Origin of the sequence: Buchnera aphidicola (Therioaphis trifolii) (assembly GCF_005080705.1) — a bacterium.
Classification (GTDB): Bacteria; Pseudomonadota; Gammaproteobacteria; order Enterobacterales; family Enterobacteriaceae; genus Buchnera_L; species Buchnera_L aphidicola_X.
On the sequence record NZ_CP032996.1, the window covers coordinates 261853 to 277704 of the forward strand.

A 15852-nucleotide genomic window follows, 5' to 3' on the forward strand; every position below is an offset into this window, starting at 1 on the left:
GTAATATACAGATATGAATTTTAAAAATAGTAAATTCATTGTTTTAGAAGGAATAGATGGATCAGGAAAAACTCAGGCTTGTAAATTAATAGCAAAAATATTAAAAAAACATAATATTAAATATATTATAGTTAGAGAACCAGGGGGAACTCCAATATCAGAAAAAATAAGAAAAATTATAAAACATATTAATTTATATGAAATATTAAATAATAAAACAATACTTTTATTAGTATATGCTTCTCGTATGCAACTTATACAAAATATAATTAAACCAGCATTAAAAAATAATATTTGGATAATTTCTGATAGATATGATTTATCATCATTTGCATATCAAGGAGGGGGTTATAAAATTAATAATAATATTATTCAATATTTAAAAAATATAATTGTTAATTCTTATAATCCAGATTTAACAATATATTTAGATGTTATTCCAAAAAATGCATTAAAACGAATTATTATTAGAGGTAAATTAGATAAAATAGAAAAAAATAATTTAAGTTTTTTTAAAAGAATTAGAAATATTTATTTAAATTTAATATCTAAAGATATAAATAGTTTACTTATTAATGCTAATCTTAAAATAGATATTGTACATCAAGATATAAAAAATAAATTTACAAAATGGTTAAAAAAATGCAAACAGGATGGTATCCATGGTTAAATTTAGTTTATAAAAATATTATAAATAATTATCAAAAAAATAAATTACATCATACAATTATTATTGAATCATATAATATTAATAATACATATAAAATAATATGGGCTATTAGTAAATGGATTTTATGTAATCAAAAGAATGGAATTAAATATTGTGGAAAATGTACAGGATGTTCTTTAATAAAAAATAAAAATCATCCTGATTTTTATATTTTTTTACCTAATAAAAAAAATAATATTTTAGAAATAGAAAAAATTAAAAATATATTAAATAATATTCAAAACACCGCACAACAAAATAATAATAAAATATTATGGATTCCTAATTATAATTTATTAACAATTTTTGGAATTAATATATTATTAAAAATTATAGAAGAACCTCCTAAAAATACATTTTTTTTTATTGGCAATAATTATAATAAAAAAATAGAAATGACTTTTAAAAGTAGATGTTTATTATATCGTATACCTAAACCAAGTGAAAAAATTGGATTACTTTGGATTAAAAAAAAAAATAATTTTAAAACTAAAAATTGTTTAATTGCATTACAAATACATAATTATGATCCAGAATTAGCATATATTGCATTAAATAAAAAAAATTGGAATAAAAGAATTAATTTTTACAAAAATATTAATATTTCAATAAATATAAATAATTTTTTCATTCTTTTACCTAAAATTAATACTGATAATATTTTTATTAAAATTTATTGGATAATTTTATTATTAATGGATGGATTAAAATATAAAAAAAAATTATTTTTTCATCTAATTAATATAGATCAAATAGATTTAATTAAAAAAATATCAAAAAAATATTCATATATTCATTTAAATAATATTTTAAAATCTTGGATAAAATGTAGATATCAATTAATAAATATTAAAAACATTAATTTTGAATTATTAATACTAAAACAATTATTTAAATGGAAAATTTTAAATTCTTAAATAATACTATAAAAAATAATGAGTATATTTTATGTATTTAATTGATTCACATTGTCACTTAAATCTTATAAGATCTAATAATAAAAAATATAACATTAATACAATTCTAAAAAACGCAAAAAATAATTCTGTAAAATTAATTTTAAATATTTCAACATCTATTACTGATTATTTAGAATCATTTCAATATTTTAAAAAATATATAAATATTTTATATAGTTGCGGTATTCATCCTTTAAATAAAGATATTAAAAATTTAAAAAATATTGATAAATTAGAAAAAATTATTATTTGTAATAAAAATATTATTGCATTAGGTGAAACTGGACTTGATTTTTTTTATTCAAAAAGTAATTGTAAAATACAAATAGATATATTTCAAAAACATATTTATTTAGGAAAAAAATATAATAAACCAATAATAATACATACTAGAAATGCAAAAAAAGATACAATCAATATTTTATCTAATAAAGAATTTCAATCTTGTTCGGGAGTTATACATTCCTTTACAGGAGATATAGAAATGGCAAGAAAATTATTAAATTTAGGATTTTATATTTCTTTTTCTGGTATTGTTACTTTCAAAAATGCATTATATGTACAAGAAATAGCAAAATTTATACCAATTGATCGTTTACTTATTGAAACTGATTCTCCATATTTATCTCCAGAACCTCATAGAGGTAAAAGTAATCAACCTGCTAATTTATTATATATTGCAAATTATATTTCAAAATTAAAAAAAATTCATATATATGACATGTCAAAAATAATTAAAAAAAATTTTTATTCGTTATTTAAAATTAATTAATTAAAAATCATAAATTTTTAAATAAAAATATATTTAGGAAATATTTAATATGGTAAAAAATATATTTTCAAATTTACAAAAATTAGGAAAATCATTAATGTTACCAGTATCAGTATTACCAATTGCTGGTATTTTATTAGGTGTTGGATCTGCTAATTTTACTACAATATCTCCAACCGTATCTCATATTATGGCAGAAACAGGAGGTGCTGTATTTAAAAATATACCTCTTATTTTTTCAATAGGTATTGCCTTAGGTTTTACAAATAATGATGGAATTGCTGCATTAGCTGCAGTTGTTTGTCATGAAATTATGATTCAAACAACATCTATTGTTATTCCTATAGTTTTAAAAAATGAATCAATTTGTTTACATCATAAATATTTTTGTGATATTGGTATTTTTGGAGGAATTATTTCTGGTATCATTACAGCTTACTTATTTAATAAATTTTCAAATATTGAATTACCAGAATATTTAGGTTTTTTTTCTGGAAAACGTTTTATTCCTATGATTGCCGGATTATTTGCTATAATTTTTGGATGTTTATTATCAATAATATGGCCACCAATTAGTCATATTATTCAAATTTTTTCTACATGGGCTGCTTATCAAAATCCTATGCTTGCATTTGGAATATATGGTTTTGTAGAACGTGCTTTAGTTCCATTTGGATTACATCATATATGGAATGTTCCATTTCAAATGCAAATTGGAGAATATACTAATTCATTAGGACAAACATTTCATGGTGATATCGCAAGATATATAGCAGGTGATAAAACTGCTGGAAAATTAGCAGGAGGTTTCTTATTTAAGATGTATGGACTTCCTGGAGCAGCATTTGCTATGTGGCATTGTGCAAATAAAAAATATCGCTCAAAAGTTGGAGGAATGATGATTTCTGCAGCTTTAACAGCATTTTTAACTGGAATTACAGAACCAATTGAATTTTCATTTTTATTAACTGCTCCAATATTATATTTTATACATGCTATTTTATCTGGATTAGCTTTTCCTATTTGTATTTTATTAGGTATGCATGCTGGTACTAGTTTTTCACATGGGTTAATTGATTTTATAATATTAAGTGCAAATGGAAAATCAGTGTGGTTGTTTCCAGTAGTAGGTATAGCATATGGTTTTATTTATTATATTATTTTTTATTGTTTTATTAAATATTTTAATCTTTTAACACCAGGACGAAAAAGTTTTCAAGAAAGTAATGTTCAAAATCCAAAACAATTAGCACCATTATTAATTCATTCTCTTGGTGGAATAGATAATATTGATCATTTAGATGCTTGCATTACAAGAATTCGAATTACTGTAAAAGATATAAAAAAAATTAATCAAATTAAAATTAAAAAATTAGGAGCATCTGGAATAATTATTTCAGGATTAGGTATTCAAATTGTTTTTGGAACCAAATCAGATAATATAAAAACTGAAATGGATAATTATATTAATAATATAAATAAAAAATAATATATAATACATAAAAAATAACTTCTACTACTATTACTTTATTAAAAATATACTATAATAATAGTAGAAGATATTAATTCTATATTTTTTTAAATTATTAAAATGAATATGTAATTCCACCATCTAAAATAGTATTTGTTTTAAATATATCTATTATATTATCATTTAATATTTCATTTTTATCTTGTAAATACATAAACATATTTTTATTATATTGATATTTAAAAGAAATATTAAATTTATTTAATATATGTAATGCTTTATCTTTTTGAAATAAATTATAATTTTCTGATAAAGTAGACTGATCATTATATAAATAACTTATTAATTTATTTCTCATAAAATAAAAATTAGTAGAAATTTTAGGAGTAAAATGATATTCTGATGAAATTTCAGTATTTTGAATATGATCAAAATATATATTTTGATTTGAAATCTTTGAAATATGTTCTGAAACACAATAAGATGCTATAATTTTTGTATTATGAATAATATATTTTATAGAGCACCCATAAGCTTCGTTTTTATCTTTTAAAAATTTAGAATCTATTGGATTTAAATAATGACTTAAATTGGATACATAAATACCTGTAATATATCCTTTAGAATTATTAAAATTATATCGAATCGAATGACTTAATAAGTCATGATTCATATCTATTAATGAATCATTATGTTTATATTGATACTGCGATGTTATAGTTAGGTTATCTATTAATCCAAAAAAACCGGTATTATAATAAGATATAAAATTATTTACTTGATTTGTTAAATCATTTAAAAAATATGGAGATTGATGATAAAATTTGTCATAAAAATATTGTTTATGTAATTTATTTATATCATAAATTAAATTATAATCTGTTCCATATTCTATATTTCCTATTTTTTTGATCTTCATTCCTATAATCATAGGGTGTAAAAAATATTTTCTTGTATAAATAGAATTATTATCATTATTAAAAGTAAAACTTGTTTTAAAATAAGTAATAATATTGAATTTTTTATTTGAACCAAATAATACTGCATTTAAAGAACCATTATATTTACTATCTTGAATATTGTGATCTTTTAAATTATATGAATATTTTTTATTTTGATTTACTAAAACATCTAATTTCACATTAACATCTTTATTTTCTAATATTGTAAATCCATAAGCGACATTAATAGATAATAATGCTGAAAAAATTATTACTATAATATTTTTAATATTTATCATATATTTTCTCATGTAATTAGTTAAAAGATTATAAAATTTTTAAATTAAATTAATATTAATATTATATATAAAAATAAATAATTTTGATATTTTATTTTAACACAAAACATTATTTACTGTTCTTGGAAAAGGAGCAACATCTTTTACATTTTTAATTCCAGTAATAAATGATACTAATCTCTCAAAACCTAATCCAAAACCAGAATGTGGAACGCTTCCATAACGACGTAAATCAATATACCATAAATAATCTTTTTTATTTAATCCCAAATCTACTATTCGTTTTTTTAAAAAATTTTTTCGTTCTTCTCTTTCTGAACCACCTATTATTTCTCCAATATTAGGAACTAAAAAATCCATCGCAGCTACAGTATTATGATCATTATTTAATCTCATATAAAATGCTTTTAAATTTTTTGGATAATTTATAACAAAAATTGGTGCATTAAAATAATTATTTACAAGATATTTTTCATGTTCTGAACATAAATCAATACCAAAATTAATAGAATTTTTAAAATATGTTTTTGATTTTAATAAAATTTTAATAGCATCATTATATTCAATAATAGTAATTTTTGAATTTAAAAAATTTTCTAATCTAAGAAATATATTTTTATCAATTTTATTATATAAAAATTCTAATTCTAAATTACAATTTTTTAAAATATTTTTTATAATATATTTAATTATATTATTTGATAATTTAATAATATCAGTTAATGTAGAAAATGCTTCTTCAATTTCTAACATCCAAAATTCAGATAAATGACGTGTTGTATTAGAATTTTCAGCTCTAAATGTTGGTCCAAAAGTATACACTTTAGTCATTGCACATGCATACGCTTCTGCTGTTAACTGACCAGATACTGTTAAAAAAGTTTTTTTACCAAAAAAATTTTTTTTTATAAAATGTATATTATTATCTTTATTATCTTGATTTTTATTTAATGTTGATACATGAAACATTGAACCTGCTCCTTCAGAATTTAAACTAGTAATAATTGGAGTAGGAATCCAAAAATAATTTTTTTTTTGTAAAAAATTATGAATAGAATAAAATATATTATTTCGAATTCTAGTAATAGATCCAATTAAATTCGTTCTAGGTCTAAGATGAGGAATAGATCTTAAAAATTCAAGGGTATTATTTTTAGAAGAAATTGGATATTCATTTGGAGAATCAATCCAACCAAGAACTTTAATTGTATTAATTTTAATTTCATATTTTTGATTTTTTCCATGTGATAAAATTAATACTCCTATAATATTAACTGAACAACCAATTGTTAATTTTAATACTTCATTATAATTAATAATATTTTTTTTTACAATACCCTGAATGATATTAGAACAAGACCCATCATAAATATCAATAAATGAAATACCAGATTTAGAATGTCTTCGATTTTTAATCCATCCATATATATTAATAATTTTATTAATTAAATTACATTTTTTATATATTTGATTAATTGTAATTCTTTTCATACTTTACATAACCTATTTATATAAAAATAGTATTTTATTAATTATTTAAATAAAATAAAAATAATTATATCATATATATAATTTAAAAAAATTATTTTTTTACATTTTTTTAAAAAATTCACTATATATAATATTATATATTTATATTAAATAAATATAAAATAATATTTATCATTATTTTAATTAAAATAATTATTTTAATATTTAAAATTCAAAAATATATTTATTTATATATAATGATTATAAAATTGTATCTTTATTATAATAATTTTTTTTATTTAAAATTAATTTTTTTAATTTTTTTTGTTTTTGATATATTATTTCTTTTGGTGCTTTTTCTAAAAATGTTTTATTTAATAATATTTTTTTTAAAGATAATATTTTTTTATTTAAATCTTTTATTTCTTTATTAAAATTATTTAATTTAATATTATTATAACATTTTACATTAATTAAAACAAAAATTTTATTTTCATCAATAATCTTCATCATAGAATTTTTTGGAATTTTATAATTTAAATCTACAAAATTAATATTTTTTAATAATCCTATCTTTTTAATAATATTTTTATTTAATAAAATTATTTTTTTATATTTTTCATTAATATTAACGATAAATAAAGATAAAATAATATTTTTATTTTTTAATATAATACGTATTTTTCTTAAAAATAACATTATTTTTTGAAACCAATTCATAAATTTTATAACATATTGATTATTCATATTAGAATTAAATTTAGGAAAATTTTGAAACATAATAGTTTTAGATTTAAAATTAAAAATATTATGCATTTTTTTCCAAATATATTCAGTAATAAAAGGAATAATAGGATGCGCTATTTTTAATATTTTTTTAAATATATAAATTAATGTAAATTTATAATTTTTTATTTCTATTAATGTACCTATTTTAAATACTATTTTTATAATTTCTAAATACCAATCACAAAATTTATGCCAAAAAAAATCATATAATATATTTGAAGCAATATCAAATCGATATGATTTAAATGCATTTTTATATAATTTCAACATATTATTTAATTCTAATGATATCCAAATATTAAAAAATAAAGTATTATTTTTATATAAATTATTATTATAATCTTCTAATTTTACATTTATTAAAATAAATCGACTAGCATTCCAAATTTTATTACAAAAATTTTTATATCCTTGTAGTCGATTCATATCCCAATTAATATTTCGAGTTATTGAAGATAACGATGAAAAAGTAAATCTTAATGCATCAGCACCAAAACCTTTTATTCCATTTGGAAAAATTTTTTTTGTGTTATTATTTATTTCATTAATAATATTATTTTTAATATTATTATTGGTACGTTTTTTGATTAAATCAATTAAATTAATACCATCAATAATATCTAATGGATCTAAAACATTTCCTTTAGATTTAGACATTTTTTGACCAATTTCATCTTTAATTAAACCAGTAATATAAACATGTTTAAAAGGAATTTGTGAGTTCCCAAAATTATCTTTAATACAATGTAAAGTCATCATAATCATTCTTGCAATCCAAAAAAATATAATATCAAAACCACTAACAAGAACATTAGTTGGATGAAATGTTTTTAATAAATTATTTTTTTTAGGCCAATCTAAAGAAAGAAAACTCCATAAACTTGAAGAAAACCAAGTATCTAAAACATCTTTATCTTGTATAATTTCGGTTGTTTTAGAAATTTTATATTTCTTTCTAATTTCTTTTTCATTATTTCCAACATATACATTTCCTAATTTATCATACCAAGCTGGGATAGAATGCCCCCACCATAATTGACGAGAAATACACCAATCTTGTATATTATACATCCATGATAAATATAAATTTTTATATTGTTTTGGAAAAAAAATAATTTTATTTTTTTTAACTACCTGAATTGCCTGATTCGATAATTTTTTAGTACATAAATACCATTGATTAGTTAAAAGAGGTTCAATTTTAGAACCACTCCTATCTCCATAAGGAATAAAAATGTCTATTTTATTAACACTATGTAATATTTTTTTCTTATTTAAAATATGAATAATTTTTTTTCTTGCTTGATTTAATTTTAATCCTTTTAAATAACAAGGCATATATTTATCATATATTGTTGAAATATTACCATGAATATCATATATATGACAATTATTACAAATTTTACCATCCATAGTAAAAATATTAATCATAGGCAATTTATTTCGTACAGCAATTTCATAATCATTAAAATCATGAGCAGGAGTAATTTTAACACAACCAGTACCTTTTTTTATATCAACAACATTATCTCCAATAACAGGAACTAATCTATTAATAATAGGAACAAGTACAATACATCCTATAAATGCATTATATCTAATATCATTAGGATTAACTGCAACTGCTGTATCACCTAATAACGTTTCTGGACGAGTTGTTGAAATAGGTAAATATTGTTTTTTATTAATTTTTCCTAATTTATCTACTATAAAATATTTAATATTCCACATATTACCTTTTGTTATACGATTTTCTATTTCTAAATCTGAAATAACTGTTTTTAATTTTTTATCCCAATTACATAATTTTTTTTTACGATAAATTAATCCTTGTTTATATAAATCTATAAAAACTTTTTTAACTCCTTTTTTTGAAATATCATCTAATGTAAATCTTGTTCTACTCCAATTAACTGAACTACCTAACCTCTTTATTTGATAATATATATTATTATCATTTTTTTTCTTCCATTTTAAACATTTTTTTATAAAAAATTTTTTTCCTAAAATTCTAAAATCTTTTTTTTCTTGTAATTCTATTTTTTTAGATATGAGTATTTGTGTCGCAATACCTGCATGATCTACACCCATTTGCCATAAAGTATTAAAACCTTTCATACGATGATATCTAATTAAAATATCCATAATTGTTTGTTGAAAAGCATGCCCCATATGTAAATTTCCTGTAATATTAGGCGGAGGCATAATAATGCAAAAATTATTATTAATATGTTTTTTTATTTGAAAATACTTATTTTGTTCCCAAAATTTATATATTTTTTCTTCAATATTTTTAGGATTATATTGATTTTCCATACTTTAAATCTCTAAAATTAACTTAATAAAATAATCATTCATATTAAAGATATTAAATAAATATATAATATTAATTTAATAAAAATACTATAATATTTTATTTTATATTTATAAAATATAAAAAATATTTTTTTAAATATTTATATATATTAAAAATAAAATAATGTTTTAAATATTTTTATCATTAAATTATTTTGATATAGTATATAAAATAATATTAATATAATATATAATAAAATATAATATTAAAAATTAATATGATATTTATATAAAAATATGAATAGTTTATATAAAAAACACTTATTAAAAATTTCTGATTTTACAAAAAATGAAATTATTACAATTATTAATTTAGCTAATTTTTTAAAAAAATCTAAAAAAAAAAAACAAGAAAAAAAATATTTAAAAAATAAAAATATTGCTTTAATTTTTGAACAGGAATCTACAAGAACAAGATGTGCATTTGAAATATCAGCTTTTGATCAAGGTGCTAATATTAGTTATTTAGGTTCTAAAAATATACATTTAGGATATAAAGAATCTATTATTGATACAGTGAAAGTTCTTGAAAAAATGTATAATGGAATTGGTTATAGAGGTATTAATCATGAAAATGTTAATTTATTATCTCAAAATTCTAAAATACCTGTTTGGAATGCATTAACAAAAATACATCATCCAACACAATTATTAGCCGATATATTAACTATGCAAGAATACATGCCAAATAAATCATTTTCTGAAATTCAATGTACATATATAGGTGATGCATCTAATAATATTGCTAATACATTATTAGAAGCATCATTAATTTTAAATTTTAAATTACATCTAGTATCACCAAAACAATATTGGCCAAAAATAAAAATTCTTAAAGCAGCATATAAAAAAAATAAAAATAATTTTTTATGTACTGATAATATTCAAAAAGGTGTAAAAAATTCTGATTTTATTTATACTGATGTATGGATATCTATGGGGGATTCAAATAATTCATTTGATGAAAAAATTCAAATATTAAAAAAATATCAAGTAAATGATATATTATTATCTTTAACAAATAATAATAATATAAAAGTTTTACATTGTTTACCAGCTTTACATGATAAAAATACTATAATAGGTAAAAAAATTTCAAAATTATATAATTTAAATGATGGAATAGAAATTACAAATACAGTATTTCAAAAAAATAGTAAAATTATTTTTACTCAATCTGAAAATAAATTACATACTATTAAAGCTTTAATGATAGCAACATTAAAAAAAAATATAGAATTAAAATAATAAATATATAAATAAAATATTAATTAATTTTAGAGAAAAATATGCATATTATTATTAATACAAAAAACGCTCCTCAACCTATTGGACCATATGTACAGGGAATTAAAAAAAATAATATAGTAATAATTTCTGGTCAAATTCCAATAAATTTAAATTCAAAAATAATATCAGATGATATTATAAAACAAACTAAACAAGTTTTAAATAATATTAAAATTATTATAGAAAAATCTGGTTTAAAAATAAACAATATAGTTAAAACAACTATATTTGTTACCAATTTAAATGAAATTAAAAAAATTAATTTAATTTATAAAGAATTTTTTAAAAAAAATAATTCAGAATTTCCATCTAGAACTTGTGTTGAAGTAAATAAATTACCTAAAAATGCAAAAATTGAAATTGAAGCAATTGCTATAAATTAAATATAAATATGCCACAAAGTGGCATAAAATTTATTATCATTTCTTTATATATTAAAGTAATAATTTTAATTTTATTTAAAATATTTCTATATAAAATACATATTTAATATTATTTTTTTCGATTATATAATTCAATTTGAATTGGTTTATTTAAAACTCTTGTATAAGATAAATTATTAAAAATAATTTTAGGTAAATTATTAGATAATTCTACAGTTGAATAACTTGAATAAATTTTAATATTGCCAATATTATAACTACTAATATGCCCTTCATTAGCAATAGCACCAACTATATGTCTCACCTCTACTCCATCATTTTTACCAACAGCAATTCGATATAAAGACATTTTTGATTTTATTTTATTATTTTGAAATTTAATATTTAATATATTTTTTTGAATATTAGTTTTTACATACGATCTTCGATTAATAACATGATTATCAGAAATAATTAACGGACGATTACCCTGAGCTATTTTTAATAATGCTGCAGCTAATATATTTATATCATATTTATTATCTAAATTAATTTTTTTTAATAATTCAACATATTGATTAAAATCTTTACTATTTATTTCTTGTAATAATTTTTTATGAAATTTATTGATTCTGCATTGATTTAATAATTGCACATTAGGTAATTCTATTTTCTTTATAGATTGTTTAGTAATACGTTCAATATTTTTTAATAATCTTTGCTCACGATATTCAACAAATAATAAAGCACGCCCCTTTCGTCCAGCACGACCTGTTCGTCCAATTCTATGAATATATGATTCAGCATCCATAGGAATATCATAATTAATTACTAAATTAATTCGATCAACATCTAATCCTCTTGCAGCTACATCGGTAGCTATTAAAATATCTAATCGACCATCTTTTAATTTTTCTAAAGTTTGTTCTCTTAAATTTTGATTCATATCACCATTTAATGCAGCGCTATTATATCCATAACGTTCTAATACTTCTGCAACTTCCAAAGTAGCACTCTTAGTTCTTACAAAAATAATAGTAGCAGAAAAATCTTCTGATTCTAAAAAACGTATTAATCCATCTGTTTTTTTACAACAAACAATCCAATAACTTTGATAAATATTTGGTTGTGTTTTAATGTTAGATTGAATTTTTATTTCTTTTGGATATGTCATAAATTTATGAGCAATTTTCTTAATAATCATAGGCATAGTTGCAGAAAATAAAGCTGTTTGATGTTTTTTAGGAATTCTTGACATTATATTTTCAACATCTTCTATAAAACCCATTCTTAACATTTCATCAGCTTCATCTAAAACTAATGATTTTAAATATGATAAATTTAATGTTCCTCTTTTTAAATGATCTAATAATCTTCCTGGAGTCCCCACAATAATTTGAGGACCTAATTTTAATATTTTTAACTGTAAATCATATCTTTGTCCACCATATAATGGTAATACTTTTACATTTACCATATATTTTGAAAATTCTAAAAATGCATTTGATACTTGAATAGCTAATTCTCGAGTTGGTGTAAGAACTAAAATTTGAGGATGCTTTAAATTTATAATAATATTATTTAATAATGGAAGTGCAAAAGCAGCAGTTTTTCCACTTCCAGTTTGAGCCATACCTAAAACATCTTGACCTTTTAAAAGATAAGGAATACATAATTTTTGAATAGGAGAGGGTTTTATATATTTTAAATCAAGTAGTGCTTTTAAAATAAAGGAATTTAAGCCAAATTTTAAAAATAAATTATCAATTTGAATCATGTAATATATATACCTTTTTTTAAAGTGATAATATATTTATATTAATTAATATAAATATATTTATATAAATAATTATTTAAATAATCAAAAATATATAAAATAATATTAATAAATTAATATTTTTTATAAATAAAATAAATTATATATTTAAGATTGTTTTGTTGCTTTTATACTTAATCTTAACCTTCCTTGTCGATCAATTTCTAATACTTTTACTAAAACAGATTGTTCAATATTTAAATAATCTGTAACTTTATTAACTCTCTTATTTGCTATTTGTGAAATATGTACTAATCCCTCTTTTCCAAAACCAATAGATACAAATGCACCAAATTCTGTAATTCGAATAACTTTTCCATTATATATTTTTCCTACTTGAATTTCAGAAGTAATTTCTTTAATTTTTTTAATAGCATGTTTTGCTTTTCTTTCAATAGATGCTGATATTTTAATAATGCCATTATCTTGAATTTCAATTATTGTTCCAGTTTCTTCTGTTAACATACGAATTACTGAACCCCCTTTTCCAATAACATCTTTAATTTTTTCAGGATTAATTTTCATAGTATGAATACGGGGAGCAAATTCAGAAATATGACTTTTTGGAGTACTAATATATTGCTTCATAATTTTTAAAATATGAAGTCTAGCTTTTTTAGCCTCATTTAAAGCGTCATGTAATATTTGTTCTGTAATTCCAGATATTTTCATATCCATTTGTAATGCAGTAATTCCTATTTCTGTACCTGATACTTTAAAATCCATATCACCTAAATGATCTTCATCTCCTAAAATATCAGATAATATAATATATTTTTCTCCTTCTTTTACTAATCCCATTGCTACCCCAGCAACTGCTGATTTTATAGGAATACCAGCATCCATTAAAGCTAAAGAAGCACCACAAACTGAAGCCATTGAAGAAGAACCATTTGATTCAGTAATTTCCGAAACTATTCGAATGGTGTATGGAAATTTATCTAATTCAGGCATAACAGCTACCATGCTTCTTTTAGCTAATTTTCCATGACCAATTTCTCTTCTCTTTGGAGAACCTACAATTCCAATTTCTCCAACAGAATATGGAGGAAAATTATAATGAAATAAAAAATTATCAGTTCTATCTCCTAATAATTCATCTAAATTTTGAGCATCTCTCGAAGTACCTAATGTTACAGAAACTAAAGATTGTGTTTCACCTCTAGTGAATAATGCTGAACCATGAACACGAGGTAAAATTCCAGTTCGAATATCTAATTCTCTAACAATATTATTTTTTCGACCATCAATACGATTATTTTCATAAAGTATTTTATTACGTACAATTGTTCTTTCAATATTATATAAAATATTTTCTATTTCAGATTCTATAAAACTAATATTATTTAATCTTAAATGCTCAATAAGATTAGTTTTAATTATATCTAATTTTTCATGTCGTATTTTTTTATCAACAATTTTATAAGATGTAATAATATCAGATTGACAAAATTCAAAAACATAATTAAATAATTCATGATCTTCAATATGTTTAGAATTGTAATTCCAAGAATTAATTTTTACATCTTTTGCAAATAAACAAATATTTTCAATTAATTTTTGTTGTTTACGATAACCAAATAAAATGGCATTTAAAACTTCTTTTTCATTTAATAAATTTACTTCTGCTTCTACCATTAAAATAGCATCTTTTGTTCCAGAAACTACTAAATCTAATTTTGTATTTTTCATTTCATTTATTGTTGGATTTAAAATATATTTATTATTAATATATCCAACTCTAGCTGCTCCAATTGGACCTAAAAAGGGCATACCAGATAATTTTAATGCTACTGATGCTCCAATAATTGCAACAATATCAGGATTAATCTGAGGATTTACAGATACTACTGTAGCAATAATTTGAATTTCATTTAAAAAATCTTTAGGAAATAATGGTCTAATTGGACGATCAATTAATCTTGCAATTAATATTTCATTTTCACTCGGTCTACCTTCTCGTCTAAAAAATCCTCCTGGTATTCGACCTGCAGCATATGTACGTTCTTGATAATTAATACTTAAAGGAAAAAATTTTTGATTTAACTGTGTTTTTTTATCTCCTACAACTGTTACAAAAACAGCGGTATCATCCATAGTTATCATAACTGATGAAGTTGCTTGTCTGGCCATCATACCCGTTTCTAAAGTAATTGTATGTTTACCATATTGAAATTTTCTAACAATAGAATTTAACAAAATTTATATCCTTATTTATATAAAATTTAAAAAAACATAAAAAGAGCTCAATTGCCCTTTTTATGATATAATATATTAAAATGTTAATTATTTATATTTAATATTTTTATAATATAATATTTAATGACGTAATTCTAATTTAGAAATTATATTATTATATCTAATAATATTAATATTTTTTAAATAATTTAATAATTTACGTCTTTTAGAAACCATTTTTAATAAACCTCTTTTACTTGAAAAATCTTTTTTATGTATATTAAAATGATTTTTTAAATAATCAATTTGATGACTTAATAAAGCAATTTGAACTTCTGATTTACCAGTATTATTACAATTAATACTATATTTTAATATAATTTCTTTTTTATTTATTTTCATAAAATATTATTCTTAAATATATTTAATTATTAAATTATA

At 20.0% G+C, this 15852-nt stretch carries 12 protein-coding genes; 6 read left to right on the forward strand and 6 right to left on the reverse strand.

All coding sequences use genetic code 11. The features are described from left to right. Positions 1 to 13 precede the first annotated feature (13 nt). From tmk to ptsG, 4 genes are read left to right on the forward strand one after another with little or no spacing between them, the layout of a single operon-like run. Positions 14 to 670, forward strand: coding sequence for a dTMP kinase (gene tmk / locus D9V81_RS01220; protein ID WP_158349497.1), 657 nt, complete (start codon positions 14 to 16; stop codon positions 668 to 670). Then, complete coding sequence (locus D9V81_RS01225; protein WP_158349498.1) at positions 631 to 1626, forward strand: DNA polymerase III subunit delta' C-terminal domain-containing protein; 996 nt, start codon at positions 631 to 633, stop codon at positions 1624 to 1626. Before tmk ends, D9V81_RS01225 begins: the two co-directional genes overlap by 40 nt. Before the next feature lie 31 nt (positions 1627 to 1657). Beyond that, a complete protein-coding gene (locus D9V81_RS01230; protein ID WP_158349499.1) occupies positions 1658 to 2440 on the forward strand; it encodes a TatD family hydrolase in 783 nt (260 codons plus the stop codon). A 49-nt stretch (positions 2441 to 2489) separates the two neighbouring features. Beyond that, positions 2490 to 3929: a PTS glucose transporter subunit IIBC gene (ptsG, locus tag D9V81_RS01235; protein ID WP_158349500.1), complete on the forward strand. Its 1440-nt coding sequence runs from the start codon at positions 2490 to 2492 to the stop codon at positions 3927 to 3929. 97 nt (positions 3930 to 4026) lie between these two features. Here the strand turns inward: ptsG and D9V81_RS01240 are convergent, their stop codons facing one another. From D9V81_RS01240 to D9V81_RS01250, 3 genes are all read right to left on the reverse strand, one after another. Beyond that, entirely contained in the window at positions 4027 to 5151 is a 1125-nt protein-coding gene (locus D9V81_RS01240) for a porin (protein WP_187306080.1), read from the reverse strand. 96 nt (positions 5152 to 5247) lie between these two features. Next, entirely contained in the window at positions 5248 to 6642 is a 1395-nt protein-coding gene (gene asnS / locus D9V81_RS01245; protein ID WP_158349502.1) for an asparagine--tRNA ligase, read from the reverse strand. A 240-nt stretch (positions 6643 to 6882) separates the two neighbouring features. Continuing rightward, entirely contained in the window at positions 6883 to 9726 is a 2844-nt protein-coding gene (locus D9V81_RS01250; protein WP_158349503.1) for a valine--tRNA ligase, read from the reverse strand. Between the two features lie 276 nt (positions 9727 to 10002). Here D9V81_RS01250 and argF point away from each other — a divergent pair, with 276 nt between their 5' ends. Further along, positions 10003 to 11013: an ornithine carbamoyltransferase gene (gene argF / locus D9V81_RS01255; protein WP_158349504.1), complete on the forward strand. Its 1011-nt coding sequence runs from the start codon at positions 10003 to 10005 to the stop codon at positions 11011 to 11013. 41 nt (positions 11014 to 11054) lie between these two features. Further along, positions 11055 to 11438 (forward strand): Rid family detoxifying hydrolase, encoded by a 384-nt coding sequence (locus tag D9V81_RS01260; RefSeq protein ID WP_158349505.1) that lies wholly within the window; start codon positions 11055 to 11057, stop codon positions 11436 to 11438. 109 nt (positions 11439 to 11547) lie between these two features. Here D9V81_RS01260 and D9V81_RS01265 read toward each other — a convergent pair whose 3' ends face one another. The 3 genes from D9V81_RS01265 to rpsO form a co-directional block, all read right to left on the reverse strand. Beyond that, entirely contained in the window at positions 11548 to 13194 is a 1647-nt protein-coding gene (locus tag D9V81_RS01265; protein WP_158349506.1) for a DEAD/DEAH box helicase, read from the reverse strand. Between the two features lie 147 nt (positions 13195 to 13341). Next, complete coding sequence (gene pnp / locus D9V81_RS01270) at positions 13342 to 15432, reverse strand: polyribonucleotide nucleotidyltransferase (protein WP_158349507.1); 2091 nt, start codon at positions 15430 to 15432, stop codon at positions 13342 to 13344. A 120-nt stretch (positions 15433 to 15552) separates the two neighbouring features. Further along, a complete protein-coding gene (rpsO, locus tag D9V81_RS01275; protein WP_158349508.1) occupies positions 15553 to 15813 on the reverse strand; it encodes a 30S ribosomal protein S15 in 261 nt (86 codons plus the stop codon). Positions 15814 to 15852 lie beyond the last annotated feature (39 nt).